General features: G+C 63.5%; 27 protein-coding genes. 16 read left to right on the top strand and 11 right to left on the bottom strand.

Annotation, left to right across the window (positions count from 1 at the left end; translation table 11 throughout):
- Positions 1 to 5: 5 nt before the first annotated feature.
- Together SO140_RS24705 and SO140_RS24700 are read left to right on the top strand one after the other, a co-directional pair.
- Positions 6 to 896, top strand: coding sequence for a crotonase/enoyl-CoA hydratase family protein (locus SO140_RS24705; protein WP_449383080.1), 891 nt, complete (start codon positions 6 to 8; stop codon positions 894 to 896).
- The gene (locus SO140_RS24700; protein ID WP_449383081.1) at positions 893 to 1,564 is read left to right on the top strand and encodes an alpha/beta fold hydrolase; all 672 of its coding nucleotides are present in this window, start codon (positions 893 to 895) and stop codon (positions 1,562 to 1,564) included. Before SO140_RS24705 ends, SO140_RS24700 begins: the two co-directional genes overlap by 4 nt.
- A 128-nt stretch (positions 1,565 to 1,692) precedes the next feature.
- On the opposite strand, the gene SO140_RS24695 is transcribed toward SO140_RS24700, so the two are convergent.
- Positions 1,693 to 2,670 (bottom strand): NADPH:quinone oxidoreductase family protein, encoded by a 978-nt coding sequence (locus SO140_RS24695; RefSeq protein ID WP_449383082.1) that lies wholly within the window; start codon positions 2,668 to 2,670, stop codon positions 1,693 to 1,695.
- Entirely contained in the window at positions 2,670 to 3,278 is a 609-nt protein-coding gene (locus tag SO140_RS24690) for a 2-hydroxychromene-2-carboxylate isomerase (protein WP_449383083.1), read from the bottom strand. The genes SO140_RS24695 and SO140_RS24690 overlap by 1 nt, the downstream gene beginning before the upstream one ends.
- 129 nt (positions 3,279 to 3,407) lie before the next feature.
- On the opposite strand from SO140_RS24690, the gene SO140_RS24685 reads away from it, so the two are divergent.
- Together SO140_RS24685 and SO140_RS24680 are read left to right on the top strand one after the other, a co-directional pair.
- Positions 3,408 to 4,430, top strand: a complete 1,023-nt coding sequence (locus tag SO140_RS24685; protein WP_449383101.1) for a methionine synthase — start codon at positions 3,408 to 3,410, stop codon at positions 4,428 to 4,430.
- On the top strand, positions 4,427 to 4,654 hold the full coding sequence (locus SO140_RS24680; RefSeq protein ID WP_449383084.1) for a hypothetical protein: 228 nt from the start codon (positions 4,427 to 4,429) through the stop codon (positions 4,652 to 4,654). The genes SO140_RS24685 and SO140_RS24680 overlap by 4 nt, the downstream gene beginning before the upstream one ends.
- Here the strand turns inward: SO140_RS24680 and SO140_RS24675 are convergent.
- From SO140_RS24675 to SO140_RS24660, 4 genes are read right to left on the bottom strand one after another with little or no spacing between them, the layout of a single operon-like run.
- Positions 4,651 to 5,268: a hypothetical protein gene (locus SO140_RS24675; RefSeq protein ID WP_449383085.1), complete on the bottom strand. Its 618-nt coding sequence runs from the start codon at positions 5,266 to 5,268 to the stop codon at positions 4,651 to 4,653. The genes SO140_RS24680 and SO140_RS24675 overlap by 4 nt on opposite strands.
- The gene (locus SO140_RS24670) at positions 5,268 to 6,080 is read right to left on the bottom strand and encodes a class II aldolase/adducin family protein (RefSeq protein ID WP_449383086.1); all 813 of its coding nucleotides are present in this window, start codon (positions 6,078 to 6,080) and stop codon (positions 5,268 to 5,270) included. Before SO140_RS24670 ends, SO140_RS24675 begins: the two co-directional genes overlap by 1 nt.
- 19 nt (positions 6,081 to 6,099) lie before the next feature.
- Positions 6,100 to 6,624, bottom strand: a complete 525-nt coding sequence (gene gpt / locus SO140_RS24665) for a xanthine phosphoribosyltransferase (RefSeq protein ID WP_449383087.1) — start codon at positions 6,622 to 6,624, stop codon at positions 6,100 to 6,102.
- A 31-nt stretch (positions 6,625 to 6,655) separates the two neighbouring features.
- Entirely contained in the window at positions 6,656 to 7,393 is a 738-nt protein-coding gene (locus SO140_RS24660; protein ID WP_449383088.1) for a competence/damage-inducible protein A, read from the bottom strand.
- Positions 7,394 to 7,688: 295 nt separating this feature from the next.
- Between SO140_RS24660 and SO140_RS24655 the strand changes: the two genes are divergently transcribed.
- The 5 genes from SO140_RS24655 (at position 7,689) to SO140_RS24635 (ending at position 13,252) form a co-directional block, all read left to right on the top strand.
- Entirely contained in the window at positions 7,689 to 9,107 is a 1,419-nt protein-coding gene (locus SO140_RS24655; protein ID WP_449383089.1) for a circularly permuted type 2 ATP-grasp protein, read from the top strand.
- A 5-nt stretch (positions 9,108 to 9,112) separates the two neighbouring features.
- Entirely contained in the window at positions 9,113 to 10,057 is a 945-nt protein-coding gene (locus SO140_RS24650; protein WP_449383090.1) for an alpha-E domain-containing protein, read from the top strand.
- 169 nt (positions 10,058 to 10,226) lie between these two features.
- On the top strand, positions 10,227 to 11,069 hold the full coding sequence (locus SO140_RS24645) for a transglutaminase family protein (RefSeq protein WP_449383091.1): 843 nt from the start codon (positions 10,227 to 10,229) through the stop codon (positions 11,067 to 11,069).
- Between the two features lie 626 nt (positions 11,070 to 11,695).
- On the top strand, positions 11,696 to 12,049 hold the full coding sequence (locus tag SO140_RS24640) for a hypothetical protein (protein WP_449383102.1): 354 nt from the start codon (positions 11,696 to 11,698) through the stop codon (positions 12,047 to 12,049).
- Between the two features lie 603 nt (positions 12,050 to 12,652).
- The gene (locus SO140_RS24635) at positions 12,653 to 13,252 is read left to right on the top strand and encodes a DUF6647 family protein (protein ID WP_449383092.1); all 600 of its coding nucleotides are present in this window, start codon (positions 12,653 to 12,655) and stop codon (positions 13,250 to 13,252) included.
- 385 nt (positions 13,253 to 13,637) lie between these two features.
- Here SO140_RS24635 and SO140_RS24630 read toward each other — a convergent pair whose 3' ends face one another.
- Positions 13,638 to 14,024 carry an SEL1-like repeat protein gene (locus tag SO140_RS24630; RefSeq protein ID WP_449383093.1) on the bottom strand — a complete coding sequence of 129 codons (387 nt, stop codon included), beginning with the start codon at positions 14,022 to 14,024 and terminating at the stop codon, positions 13,638 to 13,640.
- A 159-nt stretch (positions 14,025 to 14,183) separates the two neighbouring features.
- Here SO140_RS24630 and SO140_RS24625 point away from each other — a divergent pair, with 159 nt between their 5' ends.
- Positions 14,184 to 14,942 carry a proteasome-type protease gene (locus SO140_RS24625; RefSeq protein WP_449383094.1) on the top strand — a complete coding sequence of 253 codons (759 nt, stop codon included), beginning with the start codon at positions 14,184 to 14,186 and terminating at the stop codon, positions 14,940 to 14,942.
- 23 nt (positions 14,943 to 14,965) lie between these two features.
- The gene (locus SO140_RS24620) at positions 14,966 to 15,724 is read left to right on the top strand and encodes an SDR family oxidoreductase (RefSeq protein ID WP_449383095.1); all 759 of its coding nucleotides are present in this window, start codon (positions 14,966 to 14,968) and stop codon (positions 15,722 to 15,724) included.
- Between the two features lie 105 nt (positions 15,725 to 15,829).
- Here SO140_RS24620 and SO140_RS24615 read toward each other — a convergent pair whose 3' ends face one another.
- The gene (locus tag SO140_RS24615; RefSeq protein WP_449383096.1) at positions 15,830 to 17,050 is read right to left on the bottom strand and encodes an MFS transporter; all 1,221 of its coding nucleotides are present in this window, start codon (positions 17,048 to 17,050) and stop codon (positions 15,830 to 15,832) included.
- Positions 17,051 to 17,226: 176 nt separating this feature from the next.
- Here SO140_RS24615 and SO140_RS24610 point away from each other — a divergent pair, with 176 nt between their 5' ends.
- Positions 17,227 to 18,477, top strand: a complete 1,251-nt coding sequence (locus SO140_RS24610) for a NupC/NupG family nucleoside CNT transporter (protein WP_449383097.1) — start codon at positions 17,227 to 17,229, stop codon at positions 18,475 to 18,477.
- 145 nt (positions 18,478 to 18,622) lie between these two features.
- On the opposite strand, the gene SO140_RS24605 is transcribed toward SO140_RS24610, so the two are convergent.
- On the bottom strand, positions 18,623 to 19,156 hold the full coding sequence (locus SO140_RS24605; protein WP_449383098.1) for a cupin domain-containing protein: 534 nt from the start codon (positions 19,154 to 19,156) through the stop codon (positions 18,623 to 18,625).
- Between the two features lie 176 nt (positions 19,157 to 19,332).
- Positions 19,333 to 19,620, bottom strand: a complete 288-nt coding sequence (locus SO140_RS24600) for an usg protein (RefSeq protein WP_449383099.1) — start codon at positions 19,618 to 19,620, stop codon at positions 19,333 to 19,335.
- A 378-nt stretch (positions 19,621 to 19,998) separates the two neighbouring features.
- Between SO140_RS24600 and groES the strand changes: the two genes are divergently transcribed.
- The 3 genes from groES (at position 19,999) to SO140_RS24585 (ending at position 23,683) form a co-directional block, all read left to right on the top strand.
- A complete protein-coding gene (gene groES / locus SO140_RS24595) occupies positions 19,999 to 20,313 on the top strand; it encodes a co-chaperone GroES (protein ID WP_212407848.1) in 315 nt (104 codons plus the stop codon).
- 91 nt (positions 20,314 to 20,404) lie between these two features.
- Complete coding sequence (gene groL / locus SO140_RS24590; protein ID WP_474798514.1) at positions 20,405 to 22,045, top strand: chaperonin GroEL; 1,641 nt, start codon at positions 20,405 to 20,407, stop codon at positions 22,043 to 22,045.
- A gap of 297 nt (positions 22,046 to 22,342) precedes the next feature.
- Complete coding sequence (locus tag SO140_RS24585; RefSeq protein WP_449377243.1) at positions 22,343 to 23,683, top strand: caspase family protein; 1,341 nt, start codon at positions 22,343 to 22,345, stop codon at positions 23,681 to 23,683.
- 4 nt (positions 23,684 to 23,687) lie between these two features.
- Here SO140_RS24585 and SO140_RS24580 read toward each other — a convergent pair whose 3' ends face one another.
- Positions 23,688 to 24,527: a LysR family transcriptional regulator gene (locus tag SO140_RS24580; RefSeq protein WP_449377242.1), complete on the bottom strand. Its 840-nt coding sequence runs from the start codon at positions 24,525 to 24,527 to the stop codon at positions 23,688 to 23,690.
- A 132-nt stretch (positions 24,528 to 24,659) separates the two neighbouring features.
- Between SO140_RS24580 and SO140_RS24575 the strand changes: the two genes are divergently transcribed.
- Complete coding sequence (locus tag SO140_RS24575; RefSeq protein ID WP_449377241.1) at positions 24,660 to 25,253, top strand: cysteine hydrolase family protein; 594 nt, start codon at positions 24,660 to 24,662, stop codon at positions 25,251 to 25,253.
- Positions 25,254 to 25,279: the final 26 nt, after the last annotated feature.

Here is a 25,279-nt window from a genome sequence, read left to right as displayed (position 1 = left end):
CCACCATGGCGTATGAGACGATCAAATACGAGGTCGCCGACGAGATCCTCACCATCACGCTGAACCGGCCGGAGAAGCTCAACGCCTTCAATGCCAAGATGCAGGCGGAGCTGATCGAAGCGTTCGACGCTGCCGACAAGGACGACGGTATCCGCGCCATCATCGTCACCGGCGAAGGCCGTGCCTTCTGCGCCGGTGCCGATCTCTCCTCGGGCGCCGACACCTTTGACCGCGACGCGCGGCGCGGACCGGTGAAGCGGCTTGCGAGCGGCCAGGTCGACTACAGCGATCCGCAGGTGCGCGATGGCGGCGGCCAGGTGACGCTGCGCATCTTCAAGAGCCTCAAACCCGTGATCGCCGCCGTGAACGGCCCTGCGGTCGGCATCGGCGTCACCATGCAGCTTGCGATGGACATACGCATTGCCTCGGAGGCGGCGCGCTTCGGCTTCGTGTTCTCCCAGCGCGGCATCGTGCCTGAGGCGGCGTCGAGCTGGTTCCTGCCGCGCCTCGTCGGCATCTCGCAGGCGCTGGAATGGTGCTATACCGGCCGCGTCTTCCCGGCGCAGGAGGCGCTCGCCGGGCGGCTGGTGAGCAAGGTGGTGCCACCGGATGATCTCCTGCCGACCGCGCGCTCACTGGCAAAGGAGATCGCGGCCAAGACCGCGCCGGTGTCAATCGCGCTGATCCGTCAGATGATGTGGCGCATGATGGGCGCCGACGATCCCATGGAAGCGCACAAGGTCGACAGCCGAGGCATCTATGCCCGCGGCCGCTCCGACGACGTCAAGGAAGGCGTGATGTCGTTCCTGGAGAAGCGCCCCGCGCGGTTCAAGAACAAGGTGTCGAGCGACATGCCGGATTATTTTCCGTGGTGGACGGAGCGTGAGTACAAGTGAGCCCGGGCCCGACGAAGCCGCAAGACGGCGTCGTCCTCCTGCACGGGATCAGCCGGACAGCGCGCTCGTTTCACAAGATGGCGATCGCGATCGAGCGCGCCGGTTATGCAACGCTCAACCTCGACTACGCCAGCCGTCGCAAGGCGCTTCAAGAGCTCGCGGACGACATTCATCCGGCAATCGAATCCTTTGCCGGCTCAGTGAGCGGCGCCGTGCATTTCGTCTGCCACTCCATGGGCGGCCTTCTGGCGCGCGTCTATCTCGCGCGGCACCGGACGAGAAATCTCGGACGCGTCGTGATGCTGGGGACCCCCAATGGCGGCAGCGAGGTCGCCGATCGCCTGATGAGCTCTTTCCCATACCGCGCCTTCTTCGGTCCGGCCGGGCAGCAGCTGGGTACGCATCGCGACGCCGCGACGACAGCGCTCCTGCCGCCAATCAACTATCCCCTCGGCGTTATCGCCGGCGATCGCTCGATCTATCCGGTGGCTGGCGCCGTGCTGCCGCGCCCACATGACGGACGCGTCTCGGTCGCGAACACCGAGGTCGACGGCATGGCCGACCACATGGTGGTGCACGCTTCGCATCCGTGGCTGATGCGAAATGAGGAGGCGATCGCTGCGACCATCGCCTTCCTGCAGAACGGATGCTTCCCGATGCGTCCGTGATCGTAGTTCGAGATCGTAGTTCGAGATCGGAGGGTGGGCAAAGTGAAGCGTGCCCACCTCTTCTGTCGCAATTGTCGAGAGAGATGGTGGGCACGGCGCAAGAGCGCCTTTGCCCACCCTACGCAGCATCAATCCATCACCAGCGCCACGCGGCCGATCGCCTTGCGGTCGATCAGCAATCGCATCGCCTTCGCATAATCCTCCAGCGGCAGACGGTGCGAGACCTTGGGGCGCAGCTTACCTTCCTCCGCCCATGCGAGCAGCGCCTTCAGACGCACCTCGCCCAGCGCCGGATTTTTGCGTACCGCTTCGCCGGCGCGCACGCCCAGCACGCTCGCGCCCTTGATCAGCAGCAGATTTGTTTTCGCCGAGCCGATGCCGCCCGTGAAGCCGATCACCAGAAGCCGCGCGCCCCAGGCAATGCAACGCATCGAGTTCTCGAACACCTCGCCGCCGACCGGATCGAACACGACGTCGGCGCCGCGGCCGTCGGTGATGCGCTTGACGGCATCGCGAAACGGCTCGCGCGCGTAGAGCACGAGATGATCGGCACCCCTCTCCTTCGCAATTGCCAGCTTCTCGTCCGATGACGCGCACGCAATCACCGTCGCGCCCAACATCTTGCCCAGCTCGACGGCAGCGAGCCCCACACCGCCGCCGGCGCCGTGCACGAGCAAGACGTCGCCCGGCTCGACCTTGCCGCGGTCGATCAGCGCGTGATAGGCGGTGCCGTGGCCGGCGAGGAAGGTCGCTGCTTCCGCATAGTCGAAGGTCGACGGCATCGGCGTAAGCTGTGAGCTGGCGACCACGGCTTCGTCGGCATAGGCGCCGTAGCGCATCTTGACGATGACCTTGTCGCCGACGGCAACGCCGCGCGCTGCAGCGCCGACCTCGGTCACATCGCCCGCGGCCTCCACGCCCGGCGTGAACGGCAGCTCGGGCTTGAGCTGATATTCGCCGGCCGCCATCAGAATATCCGGAAAGTTGAGCCCAGCGGCGCGGATCGCAACCCGCACCTCACTTTCCCCAAGCGGCCGCGACGGGAAAGTCTCGAGCCGCAAGCTTTCGGGCGGACCCAGCTCGCGGCAGACGACAGCCCGCACCATCAGGCCGCACTCGCCTTGCGGCGAAGCAGCGCCTCGCGGATCAAAGGCAGCCGGTCATTGCCGAAATACATATCGGTCTTGTCGAGAAAGATGGTCGGCGAGCCGAAGCCACCGCGCGCGACGACCTCTTCCGTATTGGCCTTGAGCTGGTCCTTGACCGCCTGCTCGGAAATGCCGGCGAAGAATTTCTGCGCATCGACGCCGAGCCTGTTGCAGATGTCTGCGAGCACGGCATCCTGCGAGATGTCCTTGTCCGCGCTCCAATAGGTCTCGAACACCGCGGTCGCGAACGGCACCATGTCCGCGGCGAGCCAGATGCAGCCGCGCATTGCCTTCACGCTGTTCACCGGAAACACCGTCGGCGGCATCTTGATCGCGAGCCCCGCGAAGCGCGCCCAGTCGTTGAGGTCCTTCAGCATGTAGCGCGCCTTCAGCGGCACCGGCTTTTCCCGCTGCGCATAGACGCTGGGGTTAACGCTGTTGAAGATGCCGCCGACCAGGATCGGCCGCCAGGCGATCTCGACGCCGAGCTCCCTTGCCAGCGGCTGGATGTTGTGGAAGGCGAGATAGGTCCAAGGGCTGGAGCAGTCGAAGAAGAACTCGATCATGGGGTTTCCTTTGTCTGCATTTTGTTCCCTGTCGAGGCCGCCGGAATATGAGCCGACTTTTGTTGTTCTGTACCTCGACGTTAAGACATGGCAGGAAGGTGCGCAATGACATCAGATCCGGAGGGCGCCATGCTGTTTCCGACCACCATCGCCGGCTCCTTGCCGAAACCGGAATGGCTCGCCGAGCCGAACGTGCTCTGGGCGCCCTGGAAGTCAGAGGGTGACGAGCTCCTGCGCGCCAAGCGCGACGCGACGCTGATCTGGCTGAAGCTGCAGGAAGACGCCGGCATCGACATCGTCACCGAGGGCGAGCAGGCGCGGCAGCACTTCGTGCACGGCTTTCTCGAGAAGATCGAGGGCATCGACTTCGCGCACAAGGTCGAGATGGGAATCCGAAAGGATCGCTACAAGGCGATGGTGCCGCAGGTGGTCGCACCGTTGCAGCTCAAGGATCGCATCCACGCCTTTGAGGCACGTGTCGCGCGAACGCACACGAAAAAGAAGCTGAAATTTACGCTGCCCGGCCCGATGACCATCATCGACACCATTGCCGATCGCTACTACGGCGATCGGGTGAAGATGGCTTTTGCTTTCGCCGATCTCCTGAACGCGGAAGCCAAGGCGTTGCAGGCCGACGGCGTCGATCTCATCCAGTTCGACGAGCCCGCCTTCAACGTCTACATGGACGAGGTCAACGACTGGGGCATCAGGGCGCTGGAGCGCGCCGCCGAGGGCCTCACTTGCACCACCGCCGTGCACATCTGCTACGGCTACGGCATCAAGGCCAATACCGACTGGAAGGAAACGCTAGGCAGCCAATGGCGGCAGTATGAGCAGATCTTCCCGGCGATCGATGCGAGCTCGATCCAGCAGGTCGCGATCGAATGCCGCAATTCCAAGGTGCCGCTCGATCTGCTCGCGCTGCTCAAGCACAAAGTCGTGCAGGCCGGCGTGATCGATGTCGCCAGCGACACGGTCGAGACGGCCGACGACGTCGTGCAGGTGATCGACGCGGTGTCGAAATTCGTGCCCAAGAGCAACATAATCGCCACCACCAATTGCGGCATGGCGCCGATGCGGCGGGAGATCGCGGAAGCCAAGCTGATGGCGCTCGGTGCCGGCGCTGCTCTCGCGCGCGAGAGGCTGGGATGATGCGGCTTGCGTGCAGCGTCGCGTTGCTGGCAGCGCTTGCATTGCCCGCGCACGCGGAGGACCGTTCCGTGCTCGTCAATTGCAGGGCGATGGTGGAGCGCGCCGCGAAGGATGCGAACGCGGCGGTCGGTGCGGAGCTCGCCCGATGCCGCCAAGTGATCCGCGAATGGGCTTTGCGCGATGCGCGGATGACGGTGGATGAACAGGGGCGGCCGCTGCGCTAGGGTGATGCGGTCGCATGCAGCACGGGCTCATAGCCGGCGTGCAGTGTGCGCAGCGTCGACGGCGGCGTCAGCAGCTTTGCTTCGCTGGGCTGACGCTCGACCTCGGTATAGCCCGCCGGCGACCACAGGAGCGCCCTGCCCTGCATCACCAGAAAGCTCTCCCCGCCTTGGCTCACCATCGCGCCGACGGGAAGCTGGTCGAGCGGCATCAGCAGCGCGTGCAGTCGTTTCTGACCGTGATCGAGCCGCTCGTGGTGCAGCACCGTGTCGATGTCGTGCATGCGGACATCATGCACGCGATTGCCTTTCTCCCATGCCGCCCGGAAGCGATTGGCATCGTCGCGGCGGCAATAGAAACAGGGACGATGTCCGGCAGCGAGCGCGGTGGCCTCGTCCAGGAAGAACAGCTCGGTCCAGCTCTGCGTCGCCATCACCTCCCGGCGACGGCCGCGGAATTCGCACGTGCAGGTCAGCCAGGCCGGCGTCGACCAGCGCTTTTTGAGCAGCGTCTTCGTCGCGGGATCATGGATGATGCCACGGTTGCCCGTGAACATGCCGCGATATGGGGTGGCGATGATCTCGCCCGTCGGCATGACGCGGTTTTGCAGCGGCACTATTTTGGTGGCGCCGTGGTGACGCGCATTTTCCACAGGTTCCAGACACGGTCGAGAACCTGCAGATTGATCGCATCGGCCTTGGCGCCCTCCGCTGCCGTCAGATAATTCACCTCGCCGCCAAGCGCGATCGCCTGCGACTGAAGTCGCGCATTGACGTCGGTGTAGTAGGCACGGAAGACCGCGACTTTCACGGACGGGCCGACGGTGGCATCACCATGGCCGCGCATCAGCACCACCGACTTGTCGGCGAGCGCGAGCGCCAGTCCCTTGCCGATGGCCGCATTGCTGACCAGCATATTGGTCTCGCCGAAGTCTTTGCGGATGTCCCATACCGGCGCCCCCGCGGCGAGGAACGCCGCGTTGTGGAAGACCGGCCGCAGCGCAACCTGGCTGATCGTGAACGGGATCACGCCGGGCGAGTGCGTGTGCACGACCGCCATCACGTCGGGACGGGCCTTGTAGATCTCGCTGTGAATGAAGCGCTCCAGGAAGACGCTGCGCCCCTTGGCATCCACGGCATTGCCGTCGAGATCGAACTCCATGATATCGTCGGCGGTGACGAGCGCCGGCGCCAGCGAGCGCGACATCAGGAAGTGATTGGGATCCTTGGGATCACGGGCGCTGACATGGCCGAAGCCGTCGAGCACCCCAAGCTCGGCGAGAACGCGGCTGCCGACCACGATGTCCTCGATCACGGCAGGGTCGAGAGCCGGGGCCTGCCGATCCTGGCACCGCGCCTGAGCTGCGAGCAGCGTCACCGCGAACGCGACGACGAAGCCGAACCATGCCAATCGCGCGCGTCCGGCCATCGTGATCAGCCCCCGTGGCTTACGCCGCGCCGTCGCGGAGCGGCGGGTGATAGGACAGCGCGGTGTCCCAGGGGAAGAAGATCCAGGTGTCCTGCGAGACTTCCGTAATGAAAGTGTCGACCAGCGGACGGCCCATGGGCTTGGCGTAGACGGTGGCGAAATGCGCATCCGGCAGCATCTCGCGGACGAGCTTGCCGGTCTTGCCGGTATCGACGAGGTCGTCGACGATCAGAAGGCCCTTGCCGGTGCCGCCGCCAAGCTTCATCGCCGCATCGGAAATGCCCTTGAGCACCTGGAGGTCGCCCTGCTTGGTGTGGTCGTAGCTGGCGATGCAGACGGTGTCGATCACGCGCACCCCGAGCTCGCGCGCCACGATCGCGGCCGGCACCAGGCCGCCGCGGGTGATCGCGATGACCGCGTGGAACGGGCCGACCTCGTTAAGGCGCCAGGTCAGCGCCCGGCAGTCCCGGTGGAACTGGTCCCACGAAACCGGGAAGGCCTTGCCCGCCCGCTCCTGCGCGCTCAGTTCCGGTGCCTCACTCATCGTCGTCTCCATTCCGCTCACGCGTCTTCTGCTAGCGGCTGACGTTCAATCCTGCCAGCATTTCCTTCACCGCCGCCATCGCTGCCGCCAGCTTTTCCGGATCGCGCGAGCGCACCACCAGATTGGTGTTCGGCTTCTGCTCCTCATCCATGAAGGGATAGCTGCCGATGATGGTGTCGGGATGGTCGCCGGCGATCGTCCGCAAGGGCCCGCCGATGTCGCCCTCCCGCGCATTGGCACGGACCGATTCGGAGAGCATGCGGACGCCCGATTTCAACTTGGGCGAAACGATATCCATCATCGCCTGCATGATCGAGGGCACGCCCGCCATCACGATGACGTTGCCGATCTTGAAGCCGGGGGCGAGAATGGTGGCGCTCTGGATCAGCTCGGCGCCATTGGGGATGCGGGCCATGCGCAGGCGGGCCTCGTTGAGGTCCTGCTCGCTCCAGCGCTCGCGGAAGCGTGCGACCACCTCGGGATGATGGTCGATGCCGACGCCGAAGGCCTTTGCCACGCTGTCGGCGGTGATGTCGTCATGGGTCGGCCCAATTCCGCCGGTGGTGAAGACATAGGTGTAGCGATGCCGCAGTGCATCCAACGCCGCAATGATGTCGGGCTCGTCATCGGAGACGACCCGGACTTCCTTCAGGTCGATGCCGATATTGGTCAGGTATTCGGCGATGAAGCCGATATTCTTGTCCTTGGTCCGGCCGGACAGAATCTCATCCCCAATGACCAGAATGCCCGCCGTGACGATCTCGCTCATAAACCTGTCCCTCACCTGTGGCGCCGACTTTGCCGAGGTAACGCGTTGAAGTCACGCGGTTTTGCTGCTGAAATAAGCAGTCCTCAGCCATTTTTTCAGGCACCTTTCCGGCCGTCCCCGTCAAATGCCCCAAGACTATGCTTCGAAGTCCATGCTTATCGCGCTGGCCCGGCCCTTGCTACTACCGGGGTAAGTCATGCACTCTCGCAAGCATGGCCACAGGACGTTGCGGTCTTCGCCAAGACCTATACGACCTGACCAGTGGCGGAACGCCTGGGGAGAACAGTCGGGATCTATGGCAGTCGCGTTTGACGAAATGAACATTCCAGGCGGGGACCTGCGCCCCGCCTATCAGGAGCTGGCACGCTGGCTCAAGGAGACGCCTCCCGAGGCGCTCGAATATCGACGCCAGGAAGCGGAGCTGTTGTTCCGCCGGATCGGCATCACCTTCGCGGTGTATGGGGATTCCGAGTCCACGGAGCGGCTGATTCCCTTCGACGTGATTCCCAGGATCATATCGGGCAAGGAATGGGCGCTCCTGGAGAAGGGCCTCAAGCAGCGCGTGCGGGCGCTGAACATGTTTCTGCGCGACATCTATCATGGCCGCGATATCCTGCGGGCCGAGGTCGTCCCCGCCGACCTGATCTTCCACAACCCGGTGTTCCGGCCCGAGATGAACGGCCAGCAGGTGCCGCACGACGTCTACGTGCACATCGCCGGCATCGACATCGTCAGGGTCGACGCCAACGACTTCATCGTGCTGGAGGACAATGCGCGCACGCCGTCCGGCGTGTCCTACATGCTGGAAAACCGCGAGATCATGATGCGGCTGTTTCCGGACCTGTTCGCCCGCCACAAGGTGGCGCCGGTCGAGCGCTATCCGGACGAGTTGCTCGCGGCCTTGCGCTCCGTCGCGCCGCTCAGCGCCTCTGCCGAGCCGACGGTCGCCCTGCTCACGCCCGGCGTCTACAACTCCGCCTATTACGAGCACTCCTTCCTCGCCGACAAGCTCGGCATCGAGCTCGTCGAGGGCAGAGATCTCATCGTCAAGAACAACGAAGTGTTCATGCGCACGACGGAAGGGTTGAAACGGGTCGACGTGATCTATCGCCGCGTCGATGACGACTTCCTCGATCCCCTCACCTTCCGTCCCGACTCCGTGCTCGGCGTGCCCGGGCTGATGTCGGCCTATGCGGCCGGCAACATCACGCTCGCCAACGCCGTCGGCACCGGGATCGCCGACGACAAGGCGATCTACTCCTACATGCCGGACATCGTGAAATTCTACCTCGGCGAGGAGCCGATCCTGAAGAACGTGCCGACCTGGCGCTGCCGCGAGCCGAAAGACCTCGCCTATGTGCTCGACAATCTGAGCGAGCTCGTCGTCAAGGAAGTGCACGGCTCCGGCGGCTACGGCATGCTGATCGGCCCCGCGGCGACGAAAGCGACCATCGAGGCCTTCCGCGAGAAGCTCAAGCGCGAGCCCGAAGGTTTCATCGCGCAGCCGACGCTGGCGCTGTCGACCTGCCCGACCTGCACCGCAAGCGGCCTCGCGCCGCGCCATGTGGACTTGCGGCCCTTCGTGCTGACGGGCAGCAAGCGCACCACAATCGTGCCGGGCGGGCTCACCCGCGTGGCGCTGAAGGAGGGCTCCCTGGTCGTGAATTCGAGCCAGGGCGGCGGCACCAAAGACACCTGGATACTGGACGAGTAGAGAGAATGCTGTCGCGTACCGCCGAAAACCTCTACTGGCTCGCCCGTTACGTCGAGCGCGCCGAGTATCTGGCGCGCACCATCGACGCGACGCTGCGCGTCACCGCCCTGCCGGCCACCTATGTCGGCAAGACCAACGAATGGGACTCGGCGCTGCTCACCGCCGGCGTCGCCGCGAGCTTCTATCAGACCTATGAGGAAGCCAACGAGCACAACGTCGTCGACTATCTTTCTTTCTCGGCGACCAACCCGTCCTCGATCAGGAACTGCATCGAGGCGGCGCGGCTCAACTCGCGCTCGGTACGCACCGCGCTCACCAGCGAGATGTGGGACACCATCAACTCGGCCTGGATCGAACTCCAGGCAGTCTGGAGCAAGGGCGCTTCGACGCGCGAGGACCTGGCAAAATTCCTGCGCTTCGTGCAGGAGACCTCGCTGCGCTTCGACGGCTCGGCCTACCGCACCATGCTGCGCAACGACGCCTACTGGTTCTCGCGGCTCGGCCTTCATCTCGAACGCGCCGACAACACCGCGCGCATTCTCGACGTGAAGTACCACGTGCTGCTGCCGGAGGAGGAACATGTCGGCGGCCCGCTCGACTTCTACCAGTGGAGCTCGATCCTCCGCTCGGTGTCGGCGCTCACCGCCTATCACTGGGTCTATCGCGAGACGTTGAAACCCTGGCTGATCGCGGACCTCTTGATCCTCAACGACACGCTGCCGCGGTCACTGGCGAGCTGCTACGGCAATCTCGTGCGCAATCTCGACCAGATCGGCGTCGCCTATGGCCGCCAGGGCCCGGCCCAGCGCCACGCCCGAGGCATCCGCAACCGACTGGAACACTCCAACATGAACGACATTTTCCAGCAAGGTGTGCATGAATTCATTCAGGAATTCATCGCGGACAATTCCAGGCTGGGCGAAATCGTCACGAAGCAGTATTTGATCTGATGTCCCCCGGCTGACGAAATGGGATACCGTCATGGCCGGGCGCGTCCCGGCCATCCACGTTCTTTCTTTCGCTCAGTGAGGAAGGGCGTGGATGCCCGGGTCAAGCCCGGCATGACGAGCTTCTTCGTGGTAGGCAGTCGGGCCTAATCACTAACTGCACTGGTCCACCATGCGCCTGCGAATTCAGCACACCACGACCTATCGCTACGAACCGGCGGCAACGAGCGTGATCCAGATCCTGCGCATGACGCCCGGCAGCCATGACGGGCAATATGTGGCGGAATGGCAGATCGACGTCTCCACCGACACCAAGCTCGACATGCACGAGGACGCCTTCGGCAACGTCACCCACGTGCTGTCCTGTGGTCCCGTCGCCGACATCAAGATCAGCGCCGAGGGCCTGATCGAGACCCACGACACCGGCGGCGTGCTGCGCGGCGCAGACGAGCGCTTTCCGTCGGCGCTTTTTTTGCGTTCGACCGAGCTCACCACGGTCAATCCGGCGATGGCGAGCTTTGCGCGTCAATTGCGCAGCGAAGCCGAGAGCGACACGCTCGGTTTCCTGCACGCGCTGATGTCGGAGGTCAGCGAGCACATGACGTTCGACGAGGACCCGACCAACAGCGGCACCTCGGCGGTCGAGGCGTTCACGCTCAAGCGCGGCGTCTGCCAGGACTACGCGCACATCTTCATCGCCTGCGCACGCACCGCCGGCGTGCCGGCGCGCTTCGTCTCCGGCCATTTCCTGCGCTCCGACGGTACCGTCCACCAGGACGCCGGCCACGCCTGGGCCGAGGCCTTCGTGCCGGATCTCGGCTGGGTCGGCTTCGATCCCGCCAACTGCATCTGTTCCACCGAGGCCCATGTCCGCGTCGCGATCGGGCTCGACTATCTAGGCGCTGCGCCGGTGCGCGGCACCCGCTATGGCGGCGGCGCGGAGACGCTGACAGTCGCGGTGAGGGTGGATCAGGCCGGACGTTCAGGGCAGTCGCAATCGCAGTGGCAGGGATAGTTGTCTAAAGCGCGATGAGATTGGGACGAATCGTCATCGCGCTTTAGGTTGTTGTTTGAGCATGATCTCCGTGCAAACGCGTTCCGCGTTTGTCGCGAGGGAAAACCGCTTCACACTTTTCCGGATCATGCTCTAGCGGTTCGGATATCTAGCTGCCCGGCGCGCTGTACGAGGAGCGCAACTTGGCCGCGTTCTGTCGGACCTGCTTGATCTCGTCCTGCGTGAACAGGCTGTCCACGTCTGAATGAAACTGTCGCTAGTACGATGCCCCGCAGTAGGCATAAATGCCGCCAGTGACCACCGAGATTTCGGCACATCCCGGTAGCGGCTCTCTTGGCAAGATGTGACTAGTCACTTCCAAGTTCATTGATCCACATCAAAGCGCTGGACCATTGGCACAGCGGCATCATGGTGCCGGCGAGATCGCTCAGTTGCGCGCCGGGATTTTGTTGAATGTCACGTTTGCCCTCCCTGCAGCGCCGTGAGTTGATGTGTGAACCTCGCAGCAGCCGGAGCATACTCACATTCGTAGGCGGTAAATTCGCTCGGAGTAGCAGGAGCGCCGCGGACTGATGATGCGCTGGATACCGCTGATCGGCTTTATCGCGCCCTTGGGGCTGTGGCTGATGCCATTACCGACAATGGGGCGCGACCTCGATGCGCGTCATGCGAACTCGCCACTCAAGCCGTGGTTTGACCAACTGAAAAGCCGCAACGGCCTCTGCTGCTCGTCCGCCGACGGCTACGTCGTCGAAGACGCCGACTGGGAAACGAAGAACGGTCACTATCGCGTGCGAGTGCCAAAGAGTCCCGACTCCAAAATCATGGTGTGGGTCGAGGTGCCGGACAATTCCGTCATCAGCGAGCCTAACAAGGCTGAGCGGGCCATGGTCTGGCCTGTCTATTTCGAGGGCGATTCAGACGACGAGGACTACCCCTACATATTCATCCGCTGCTTTATGCCCGGGAGCATGACCTAGATCGGCAGCTCTTACGCCAGGAGGGAATGGATGAGGCGTAGAGTACGTCTGGCCCAGAGCCGAAGAAACTCGAAAAGTTACGCATGTCCGCTGTCACGGGTGGACCGGACTCTCCTGGCGCTGCCCTTGACCGCCGCTTGTGACCGTGAATGGGCCTCGCTTTGCGGTAGAAGCAAGCCCAACTCGCGGGCTCGTCGTTTGACGGAGGCGATGTGACGTCCTAGCTCTCTCGCTATCGCCGGCACAGTTTCCTTCCGATGCGCGAGCTCGATGAGCAGCTTGGTCTCGTCGTCGGCCCATTTGCGGGGTTTTACAGGCTCCATTGCTGTCCTCGCTTCGAGGATCGAAACTTGAACTACATACGACTGTGATTCGGGCGCGATGAAGGCGGACCACCGCTTACGCTTTGCACGAAGCTGGCGTACCTGCCACGTCTCCTTGTGGATGCTGCAACAGTCGGGCCTCTATCGCGGCGTGCAATATCTGGACTGTGAGCGGGTTCACAACAGCGCCGCAGATGACATGCTACGTTTTCGATAATTGCCGGGACTTCTTGAGCATCTCCGTTTTAAGATCGAATAAGCAACCTCTTTGGAGGTTCTCATGTTCAGACAATTCTTTTTGGTCGTAGCCGTTGGTTCTTTAGCGCTACTCGACTCACCCAAAGCCGATTGTCGTGATGATCTGGGGCCTAGCGTCGCCGCCGGGTCATCTTCGGTTCAGCTCCGACTCGATGCAGCTCGATCTGCGGAAGAGCTGTTGGATGAGGTTGCGAGTTGGCTCTCCTCGAATTTCGATCTGCCGGCAATCAAGGATCACCCGGCCATTGAATTCGCCTCGAAAGCAAAACTTGCGACCATGCGCGCTTCGGATCATGCGCATTGGCAGGGTCTCACGCAGGATGAGGGCATCGATCGACTGGCTCAGCGCACGGTTGTCGCGCTTTATGACAACAATTCGAAAACCATCTTCCTTCCGGACGATTGGATTGGAAAATCACCCGCGGACCAGTCGGTCCTGGTTCATGAGATGGTCCATCACCTTCAAAATATGGCCGAGTTCAAGTTTGAATGCCCGATGGCACGAGAGAAGCTAGCCTACCTGGCTCAAGACAAATGGCTGCGGCGGTTCGGAACGAGCCTGGAGAGCGAATTCGACGTCGACATGTTCACGGTGCTGATTTCCTCTGCATGTATGTACTGACCACGATCGTCCCAGCATCGTCTGAAGGGCCAGACTGCGGCTCTCTGTCGAAAGGCGTCGTTTCCAAATAGGTGCCGATTCAAAGTCTCGTCCGTACACGAACACAGTTGCCGCGATGGTCAGATGCTTGGCTGCCCTTGCAATTATTTTGGCGCTCTGGGTGATGGTGCGGGGGCAGCAATATCATTTTGTCCCGCTGCCAACGGGACCCATGCCTGCTGTGCTCATCCCGTGAGGGATCTACCCAATGCGTCGACGAAACACGTCTCGTTTCCGAGAGTGGCCCCAACTCGGACGTCTGATTAGTTCGCTATTGCGCCGCTAATGGGGACATAGCGGACTTCATGCGCGCTCTGACTGCTGCGCGAGTTTATGAGCATACGCCCTAATACTCGCAATTCCTGTAGTCCGATGCTTCGCAGGCCTGCAACATCTCGTTCGCGCGAGCCATGTCTTGCGTCGTCATCGTCGCCGAGACGGTCTTGAGCTCCGCCTTGGCCTTGGCATCGCCGCGGGAGGCAGCGAGGCTCAGCCACATGAAGGCGTGCGCCGAGCTCTTCGCCACGCCCTGCCCGCGCTGATACATCGCGCCCAGCATGCCTTGCGCCTTCGCATTGCCGGCCTTCGCCATGCCGCGGAACACCTGGATCGCCGGGACATAGTCGCCGCGGTTATAGGCGGCCATACCGTCTTCCCATGGGCCGGCCATGGCCGCAGAGCTCGTCATGCCCAGCGCAGCCGCGATCAGGCTGCCGATCACCAGCTTTCTCATCTCCCCCTCCTCATCCCTTCCCCTTGCCTTCTAGCGGGTCGGTACGGCGCGCACCAAGGAAAGGTTTCACGGGGCCGGCGGCCCCGGGGGAAATGGGGTTGGAGGGCCACGCGAAATTGGCTACTAGTCTTGCGCAACTGTTCGCGTTCGAGGACTGAAATGACCTATTGCTGCGGAATCCTGGTTCGGGAAGGTCTGGTCATGATCGCCGACACCCGGACCAATGCGGGGCTGGACAACGTCTCGACCTTCCGCAAGCTGCACATCTTCTCCAAGCCCGGCGACCGCATCATGGCGATTGCGAGCGCCGGCAACCTTGCAATCAGCCAGTCGGTGCTGTCGACGCTCACCGAGGGTCTCGAGGACCCCGACACCGGCGACATCGAAACGCTGATGAACGCGCCGACGATGTTCCAGGCGACGCAGCGTATCGGCCGCGCCATCCGCGCTGTGCATTTGACCGAGGCTGCACCGCTCAAGGCCGAAGACATCAATTTCGACGTCTCGTTCCTGTTCGGCGGCCAGATCAAGGGCTCGCGGATGCGGCTGTTCATGGTCTACCCGGCCGGCAACTTCATCGAATGCACCACCGACACGCCTTACCTGCAGATCGGCGAGCACAAATACGGCAAGCCGGTGCTCGACCGCGCCATGCATTACGACGTCGAGCTCTATGAGGCACTGAAGACCGGCCTGATCTCGATGGATTCGACCATGCGTTCCAACCTCGGCGTGGGGCTCCCGATCGACGTTCTGGTCGCACGCACGGATGTCTGCGAGGCCGATCTCAACCATCGCATCGAGGCGGGCGAGCCCTATTTCCACGACCTGCGCTCGCGCTGGTCGGCGGCCTTACGCGCGGCGCATCAAAACATTCCGCGGCCGCCCTACAAGAACGACAAAGAATCCAAAACCTGACAGAGAAGAAAAGGCAGGAAACGATGAGCGAAGCGAAAAAGATCGCAGTGGTGACCGGCGCCGGCACCGGTGTCGGACGCGCAGCCGCACTGGCGCTGATGAACGCCGGTTTCACTGTGGTGCTGGCCGGCCGCCGGCTCGAGATGCTTGAGGACACCGCAAAGCTTGGACCTGCCGGAAAGAGCCTCTGCGTCTCCGCCGATATGACCAATCCCGGCTCGATCGCCGCGCTGTTCGCCAAGGTCTCGGAGACCTATGGGCGCCTCGATGTGCTCTTCAACAATGCCGGCATGGGCGCCCCTCCGGTGAACTTCGAGGATCTCAGCCTCGAGCAGTGGCAGGCGGTGGTGAACACCAACCTCACCGGCCCATTCCTCTGCACCCAGCACGCCTTCCGCATCATGAAGGACCAGAACCCGCGCGGCGGCCGCATCATCAACAACGGCTCGATCTCCGCGCACGCGCCGCGGCCGTTCTCGGCCGCCTACACCTCGACCAAGCACGCGATCACGGGCCTCACCAGGGCCAGCAACCTCGACGGCCGCGCCTACGACATCGCCGTCGGCCAGGTCGACATCGGCAATGCCGCAACCCCCATGACCGACCGCATGGTCGCCGGCCCCGGCGTGATGCAGCCCGATGGCACGATGAAGCACGAGCCGCGAATGGACGCGAAGGCGGTCGGCGATGCCGTCGCCTACATGGCCGGCCTGCCGCTGGACGCCAACGTGCTGTTCATGACGGTCATGGCGACCAAGATGCCGTTCGTGGGGCGCGGCTAAGTGCTTTCGCTCTCCCCGCTTGCGGGGAGAGCGTCGGGCTCTGCCCAAAAAAAACGAAAAACAACCCCATGCACAGTAGGCGTGGCCGCCGCCAGAGGTATTATTTTACTCCAGCCGCTCCACCTTTCGCAGGCCCGGAAACAGCTTCATCCACAACAGCGCGACCGCGATGGTGCCGATGCCGCCCAGCACGGCGGCCGGCATGGCGCCGAACAGCGCCGCAGTGAGCCCGCTCTCGAACTGCCCGAGCTGGTTCGAGGCGTTGATGAAAAGGAAGTTGACCGCGCCGACGCGGCCACGCATCTCGTCTGGCGTCGAGAGCTGCACCAGCGAGAAACGGATCACGACACTGATCGTATCGGCGGCGCCCAACACCGCGAGCGCCAGCACCGACAGCCACATCCACTGCGACAGCGCAAACACCACGGTGGCGATGCCGAACACGATCACGGCCTGAAACATCCTGATGCCGACGTGGCGCGAAATGGCATGGCGCGCCAGCACCATGGTCATCAAGAGCGCACCGACCGCAGGCGCGGCGCGCAGGACGCCGAGACCAAGAGGGCCGGTCTGGAGAATATCGCGGGCATAGATCGGCAACAGCGCGGTGACGCCGCCAAACAGCACCGCGAACAGGTCGAGCGAGATAGTGCCGAGGATCGCCGGATTGCCGCGGATGAAGCGGACGCCCGCGTAGATGTCGTCGTCCGCGGCGTCCTTGGCGATCGCCTGCGGGCCCGGCTGGATCATGCCCGTGAAGATCATGCCAAGAATCCAGAACACCACCATCACGCCATAGGCGAAGTGCGGCGCGACCGCGTAGGCGAAGCCGCCGAGCGCCGGCCCGGTGATGGTCGCGACCTGCGCCGCGCCGCTGGCAATCGCAGTTGCCCGCTGGAGCGAGCCCTGCGGTGCGATCAACGGCAGCAGCGCCGCGGTGGTCGGACTTTCGAACGCGCCGGCGATGCCGAGCGCGAAGGTGGCGACGAAGATCTGCACCTCGCCGATGGCGCCAAGATAGGTGGTCGCGGCGAGATAGAGCGCGGTCGCGGCTTCCGCGAGCTGGCAGAGCTGGACGACGCGCTTGCGCTCGAAGCGGTCGGCGGCGTGGCCTGCGACGAACACCAGCAGCGCTGTGGGGAGGAACTGCACCAGCCCAACCATGCCCAGCGCGAAGGCGCTTCCCGTGAGATCGTAGATTTGCCAACCGATCGCGACCGCCGCGATCTGGCTGGAAAAGCGCGACAGGCTGCGCGAGAGCAGAAAAAACAGGAATGGCGGGTGCTTGAGGAGTTCGCCGGCACTGACCGGCGGGTTCGCGGACATTGGCTGCTCTTGAAGCTGCTCTCTTTCGGCGAGGCCCGTGGCCGCGCGCGAATGGTGTTGACGCTGAGCCGTGACTGAGGCCGGAAGTCTTGTCAACAGCCGGTCGAGCCCGGTGCGCCCCGGCATTGCCTTTGCATCGGCCCGGCTGCCATAATCATTGCGGGATTGGGGACATCATGCTGCGACTGCAATCAGCACTCGGCATTTTCGCATTGCTGTTGATCGCCTGGGCGCTGGCGGAGAACCGTCGCGCGGTCTCGCTGCGTCAGGCGGGAATCAGCCTCGTCGTCACCTTCCTCACTGCGATCGTCCTGCTCAAGCTGCCGTTCGTCGCGCATGCCTTCGGCGCCATCAACGACGCGGTCGGCGCGATTTCGGCGGCCTCGCGCGCCGGCACGTCGTTCGTGTTCGGCTATGTCGGCGGCGGCCCCCTGCCCTACGACCTCAAGGCACCCGGTGCCGATTTCATCCTTGCCTTCCAGGCGCTGCCGATCGTGCTGGTGATGAGCGTGCTGACGACGCTGCTGTTCTATTGGCGCGTGCTGCCCCCGATCGTTCGCGGCATGGCGTGGTTGCTCGAGCGCACCCTGGGCGTCGGCGGCGCGGTCGGACTGTCGACCGCGGCGAACATCTTCCTCGGCATGGTGGAAGCGCCGCTGTTCGTGCGGCCGTACCTGGTGCAGATGACCCGCAGCGAATTGTTCCTGGTGATGACCGGCGGCATGGCCGGCATTGCCGGCACGGTGCTGGTGCTCTACGCGACGCTGCTTGCGCCGCTGATCCCGGATGCGGCCGCGCATTTCGTCATCGCCTCGGTGCTCGGCGCGCCGGCGGCGATCCTGATCAGCCTGATCATGGTGCCGGAGACCAGCGACCGGCTCACCGGTGGCTCGCTGGAAGACCCTGACATGCACGCCTCCGGCACGATGGATGCGATCGTCAAGGGCACCTCCGCAGGGCTCGAGTTGCTGCTCAACATCGTCGCCATGCTGATCGTGCTGGTGGCGCTGGTTTATCTGGTCAACGCGGTGCTCGGGCTGCTGCCGAACATCGGCGGCACCGCAATCTCGCTGCAACGATTGCTCGGACTCGTGATGGCGCCGGTATGCTGGCTGATGGGGCTGCCGTGGGATCAGGCCGTCACGGCCGGCAGCCTGATGGGCACCAAGACGGTGCTCAACGAGCTGATCGCCTATGTCGATCTGTCAAAGCTCGCCCCCGACGCACTCGATGCGCGCTCGCGCCTGATCATGCTCTACGCGATGTGCGGCTTCGCCAATTTCGCGAGCCTCGGCATCATGATCGGCGGCCTCGGCGTCATGGCTCCGGACCGGCGCGATGAGATCAACGCGCTCGGGCTGAAGTCGATCGTGTCGGGGACGCTGACGACGTGTTTGATAGGCGCGATCGTGGGGGTGTTGACGTAGGCACCGTCATTGCGCGGAGCCACCCGGTCCCGCCTCCGGCGGGCCGGATGACAGGCTCCGCGACGAACCGATCCAGAGTGCATCCGCGGAGACATTTCTGGATTGCTTCGCTTCGCTCGCAATGACGGCGGAATTCCTAGCACGCTTACGCCGTGATCTCGACCGTCTTGAACTCGGCCGGCAGGATGATCTCCAGCAGTTCGACGTCGTCGGAATAGTCGAGGATCATGTGCTTGATCTTCGGCGGCTGGGTCCAGGCGCTGCCTTGCTTCATCAGCGTCTCGCCCTGGCCGTCCAGGTAGGTCTTCACCCAGCCCTTGAGCACGTAGACCATCTGGAATTCGACGTCGTGATAGTGGAGCTTTGACACCTCGGCCGGATTGCAAGGCGGCAGCAGGCGGATGACGTGGGCTTGGGCGAGACCGTGCGTTGCCGCAGCAATGCCGAGATCGCGGTACTGCGCGTAGGCGCGCAGGCCGTCGGCTTTGAAATCCTCCTCACGATGATGGCTGACGGCGATGTGCTGCTTGGGCCGGGTGCGCGTTTTGGCTGGCGTTGTGCGAGCTTTCGTCTTCACCGCTTTGCGTGCTGACGACCGCGCGGCGACCTTGTGGCCGTGCCACTTCTTTTTCACCGCTGATTGCGCCGCGCTGCGCGAGGTCACCTTCCGCTTGGCCATTGTCTCCTCCCGTTCTTGTTCTGGAGGCAAAAGCTAGCACAGAATTTCGAAATCGTAGGGTGAGCAAAGCGAAGCGTGCCCACCGCTCACGAGCGCAACCGCGGAGTGATGGTGGGCACGGCGCATTCGCGCCTTTGCACACCCTACAGCTCCGACCTACAACTCTGCGGCGCCGTTCAGTTCAGCCTGAACACGCCGTCGACCGCGCGCAGTTCGGCGGGCTTGATCAGCTTGGAGTGCGCCACCGTCACCGAATAGAGCGGACCGTCGAGCTTCTCCTCCCAGAAGGCGAGGAAATCCGTCAGCGCCGGGAATTTCGGGAACAGATCGTAGTTCTGCCAGATGTAGGTCTGGAGCAGCGAGGGATGATCCGGCATCCGATACAGAATCTGCGCCGTCGTCAGCCCGTAACCCAGCAATTGTCTCCGGAAGTCGTCGGAAACACCCCCAACCCGCAAGCCCATGCCAGCCTCCTTTGCAGGAGCGCATATTCAAGGGGTGGCTTACTCGGACTGCCCCAAAGAGCCACCCGGTGGAGATGCGCTCACATGAGAGAAATGTGACGCATGCTGCCAACCGATCTCAAGCCCAAAAGTTTGACAAGTTGTTGAAATTCAATGCTTTAGCAGCAGATCGCGATGCCTGCTAATAGCCGGGCGGGCCCGGTTAACGATGGAAAATGATTTTGGCAGACAGGCCTTCTGAGTGCTGATTTTTCTGCTAGAAGCCCTTGCTCCCGTAAAAAACCTGTCCTATCTCCATTTCGCCTGCGTAGCACTCGCGGGCATCGACTGCTAACAACCCAAAAATCTCCATCTCGTGCAAATGCTTAGGAGGACTGCATGAAATTCCGTCCGCTTCACGACCGCGTCGTGGTCAAGCGCATCGACGCAGAAGAGAAGACCGCTGGCGGCATCATCATTCCCGATACGGCCAAGGAAAAGCCCTCCCAGGGCGAAGTGATCGCCGTCGGCCCCGGCGGCCGCGACGAGAGCGGCAAGCTGATCCCGATCGACGTCCAGGTCGGCGACCGCGTGCTGTTCGGCAAGTGGTCGGGCACCGAGGTCAAGATCGACGGCCAGGACCTGTTGATCATGAAGGAAAGCGACATCATGGGCGTGCTCGAAGCTCCCGCTTCGAAGAAGAAGGCCGCCTAATTCAACCGCTCGCACCGCTCACCCCTGAGGAGCGCCTGCCGGGCGCCTCGCCAAGGGTGAGATGAGACCAAGACAACTCAGGGAAACCAATATGTCAGCCAAAGAAGTGAAATTCGGCGTTGACGCCCGCGACCGCATGCTGCGCGGCGTCGACATCCTCGCCAACGCCGTGAAGGTCACGCTCGGCCCGAAGGGCCGCAACGTCGTCCTCGACAAGTCGTTCGGCGCCCCCCGCATCACCAAGGACGGCGTCACCGTCGCCAAGGAGATCGAGCTCGACGACAAGTTCGAGAACATGGGCGCCCAGATGGTGCGCGAAGTCGCCTCCAAGTCCGCTGATGCGGCCGGTGACGGCACCACCACCGCGACCGTGCTCGCGGCTGCGATCGTCCGTGAAGGCGCCAAGGCGGTTGCCGCCGGCATGAACCCGATGGACCTCAAGCGCGGTATCGACCTCGCCGTCGACGCCGTTGTCGCGGACCTCCAGAAGAACTCCAAGAAGGTCACCTCCAACGAAGAGATCGCCCAGGTCGGCACGATTTCGGCCAACGGCGACGCGGAGATCGGCAAGTTCCTCGCCGACGCCATGAAGAAGGTCGGCAACGAGGGTGTCATCACCGTCGAGGAAGCGAAGTCGCTCGAGACCGAGCTCGACGTCGTCGAGGGCATGCAATTCGACCGCGGCTACATCTCGCCCTACTTCGTCACCAACGCCGACAAGATGCGCGTTGAAATGGACGACGCCTACATCCTCATCAACGAGAAGAAGCTCTCCTCGCTGAACGAGCTGCTGCCGCTGCTCGAGGCCGTGGTGCAGACCGGCAAGCCGCTGATCATCGTCGCCGAGGACGTCGAGGGCGAGGCGCTCGCCACGCTCGTCGTGAACCGTCTGCGCGGCGGCCTGAAGGTCGCGGCCGTCAAGGCTCCGGGCTTCGGCGATCGCCGCAAGGCCATGCTGCAGGACATCGCGATCCTGACCGGCGGCCAGGCGATCTCGGAAGATCTCGGCATCAAGCTCGAGAACGTCACGCTCAACATGCTCGGTCGCGCCAAGAAGGTGATGATCGACAAGGAGAACACCACGATCGTCAACGGCGCCGGCAAGAAGGCCGACATCGAGGCGCGCGTGGCCCAGATCAAGGCGCAGATCGAGGAGACCACCTCGGACTACGACCGCGAGAAACTCCAGGAGCGTCTCGCCAAGCTCGCGGGCGGCGTCGCGGTGATCCGCGTCGGCGGCGCGACCGAGGTCGAGGTCAAGGAGCGCAAGGATCGCGTTGATGACGCGATGCATGCGACCCGCGCGGCGGTCGAGGAAGGCATCGTTCCGGGCGGCGGCGTCGCCCTGCTCCGTGCCACCGAGCAGCTCAAGAACCTTCGCACCAAGAACGACGACCAGAAGACCGGCGTCGAGATCGTGCGCAAGGCGCTGTCCTGGCCCGCTCGCCAGATCGCGATCAACGCCGGTGAAGACGGCTCGGTGATCGTCGGCAAGATCCTCGAGAAGGATCAGTACGCCTACGGCTTCGACTCGCAGACCGGCGAGTACGGCAACCTCGTCACCAAGGGCATCATCGACCCGACCAAGGTCGTGCGCACCGCGATCCAGAACGCCTCCTCCGTGGCGGCGCTGCTGATCACCACAGAGGCCATGGTCGCCGAGCTGCCGAAGAAGGCCGCGGCCGGCCCCGCCATGCCCCCGGGCGGCGGCATGGGCGGCATGGACTTCTGATCCAGCCGTTTCAGGCAAACCACGAAATGCGAAACCCCGGCAGCGATGCCGGGGTTTTTGTTTGGGGTTGTCATTCCGGGGCGCTCGACGCGAGCCCGGAATCCATTTCACCAGTCACGCACGGCCTCCCATGTATGGAGTCGATGCGGCCGATCTCAGCCATCCAGCAACTGGTCGGCGGTCCTTGCCCGCGCAAATCTCGGGCGACTGTGATCGGCTTCACAGAGTCGGCATTGATGTCGGCCCAGCATGCGTTAATCTGGAAGATATTTTTCGATGTTTTCCCCGAGGGCATTCATGAGTGCTCTTTGCAGGTTTTACTTCGTCCTCCTCGCCTGCTGGCTTGGCCTGGGTCCCGCATCGGCGGAGACACGGGTGGCGCTGGTCATCGGCAATGGCGCCTATGCCAACACGGCACAGCTCGCCAATCCATCGCACGATGCGGAAGACGTTGCGACCGCGCTCACGCGCAGCGGCTTCGAGGTCATCAAAGGCATCGACCTGCGCCAGGCCGACATGCAGGATCTGTCCATCCGCTTTGCGCGCGCCGCAGGCAGGGCCGACGTCGCCATGTTCTACTACAGTGGACATGCGATGCAGTACAACGGCGTCAACTACCTGATGCCGATCGACGCCGTGCTCGCCGACGAAGCAGACCTGAAGCGCTTCGTGCGCGTCGATGACATCCTGAACGATCTGCAACAGGCCAGGAACCTGCGCATCCTGGTGCTCGACTCCTGTCGCGACAATCCGCTGGCCGAAACCTTGAAGCGTTCCGCCGGCGCGACGCGCGCCGCATCGATCGGACGCGGGCTTTCGAAAGTCGAAGCGCCGCTCGGCACGATCGTGTCGTTCTCGACCCAATCCGGCCAGACGGCCGCGGACGGAAGCGGCCGCAACAGCCCCTACACGTCCGCGTTCCTGAAGCATATCGAGGAGCCGCACGAGATCGGCGATATCTTTCGCGACATCAGCGGCGACGTCTACGAAACGAGCGGCAAGACCCAGCTCCCGGAGCTCTCACTGTCGATCATCGGAAAGTTCTACCTGAACGGACCGGTGTCGGTGACGATTGCCCCAGCGGCCCCTCAAGCTGCGCCGCGACCTGATCCGTGTGCCACCGCCGAGGCACACTGGAAGGCGGCCGAGGCGATCGGCACCATCGCAGCCTTCGAAGACCATCTCGCGCGGTTTCCAAGCTGCAGCTTCGCCGATCTCGCGAGGGCGCGCCTCGACGGCCTGAAACCGAAAGCCGCGCTCGCCCCGACAGCCGACGCGAAGCTTGTCGCGAGCAAGGAATTCGACGGCAAATGGGACGTCAGCGTCAGCTGTGCGAATGCGGGCAAGGCGCTCGGCTATACCAGGAGCCTCACGGCCACGATCGCGAACGGAGCGTTCCACGCCGAGGATGCAGACCAGGGAAAGGTGAACTGGCTGGCCATCGAGGGGCAAATTCCAGCGGATGGAAAGGCCACGCTGAGTGCGCGGGGCACGACGGGCCCGAGCGCCTATACCGTCAACAATGCCGCTCCCGGCTCGGCCTACGCGTACACGATCGACGCGCAATTCGAACGCACCCGCGGCACCGGCAAACGCAACGAGCTGCGGCCCTGCAACTTCACCTTCGTCAAGCGCTGATCAATCATTCCCGCGCGAAATCCCTGAAGCAGGAGCGTACCCACTCGATCGTCAGGCGCGTTGCGGGATCGCGCTTGAGATGGTTTTGCACCAGCAGCCAGACGTCGCGGCGCCTTGCGAGCAAAGTGGTGCGCAGGCTGCGATCGGCGAGCAACGCCTCGCAGCCATATTCGGGGAGCACGCCGATCGCCTGATGCGACTGGATCAGGGTGCGCATGACGCGGATGTTGTCGGTGACGCAGCGCGCATTCTTCAGCCGCTTCGCGCGCAGGAATTGCGCCTCGGGGATGGCATCGAGCTCGTCCGGATAGGCGCACACGATCGGATCACCGTCGCTGCGCCTTGCAGGCTCAAAGAAGTACAGGCGCACGTCCGCGAGCTTCGAGATCGTGAAATCACCTTTGTCTGGCTTGCGCAGGCGAATGGCGAGATCCGCTTGCCAGCGCGAGAACTTCACGTTCTCGCTCGAGGTGAGGAATTGCAGCGTCAGCCCCGGATTGTCGCGCAGAAAGCCTTGCGCGCGCGGCGCCAGCAGTTCCTCGGCGACGGTATTGGTGGAAGCGATGCGCAAACGGCCGACGGCGCCGGGCTCGCTCTCGCCGATGCGATCGATTGCGGCGATATGCGCCGCCATGGCCTTGACGTGCTCGAGCACCGCTTCGCAGTGGCGGGTCGGCCGGCGCAATCCGTCGACCGCCTCGAACAGGGGCACGCCGAGGTCGCGCTGGATGCGGGCGAGCCTGCGCCCGACCGTGGTCTCATCGATGCGCAGCCGTGCGCTGGCTCCGGCATAGGTGCCCTCGTCCCGCACGGCCGCAATGATGCGCAGATCGTCCCAGTTCATGCAGCCATTTAGTAGCACGCACGGTGCCGCGCCTGCAAATTTGCAGCCATCTGCTGCAATATTCCTGCACAATGGCAGGCCAGAGCTACGCTAGGTTTCGTCGAGCTGACGTCACCGAAAGGCAGCCTCACCATGACCGCTCCCAAGACCCTGCTCCAACTCGCCGGCGCTGATGTGAGCCCGCCCCGGCTCGGCGAGAGCTGTCTCGTCCTGATCGATCTCCAGAACGAATATCGCGCAGGCCCGCTGGCGCTGTCCGATGCGGAGGCGGCCATCGCGCGCGCGGCTCACCTGTTGGCCCGCGCGCGGCAGAGCGGTGCGGCGATCTTCCACATCGCGCACAAGGGCCGATCGGGCGGCCTGTTCGACCGCGAGGCCGAGCGCGGCGCGATCATTGCGACTCTCGCACCGCTCGCAACCGAGCCGGTGATCGAAAAGGCGCTGCCGAATGCGTTTGCCGGCACTGACCTGCAAGCGCGGCTTGCCGCGACCGGGCGCAAGAACATCGTCCTCGCGGGCTTCATGACCCATATGTGCGTCAGTTCGACTGCGCGCGCCGCGCTCGATCTCGGTCTGCGCACCACGATCGCATCGGATGCCTGCGCGACGCGCGACCTGCCTGACGGCCGCGGTGGCGCGATCGCCGCCGCAACCGTTCATGACGTTGCACTCGCCGAACTGTCCGACCGCTTTGCCGTCATCGCGCGCGGCGATGCGCTGATCTGATCAAATCCGAACACGGAGCATATCAG

The organism is Bradyrhizobium sp. UFLA05-108 (assembly GCF_059803455.1).
This window is presented reverse-complemented; position numbering and strand designations above follow the sequence as displayed.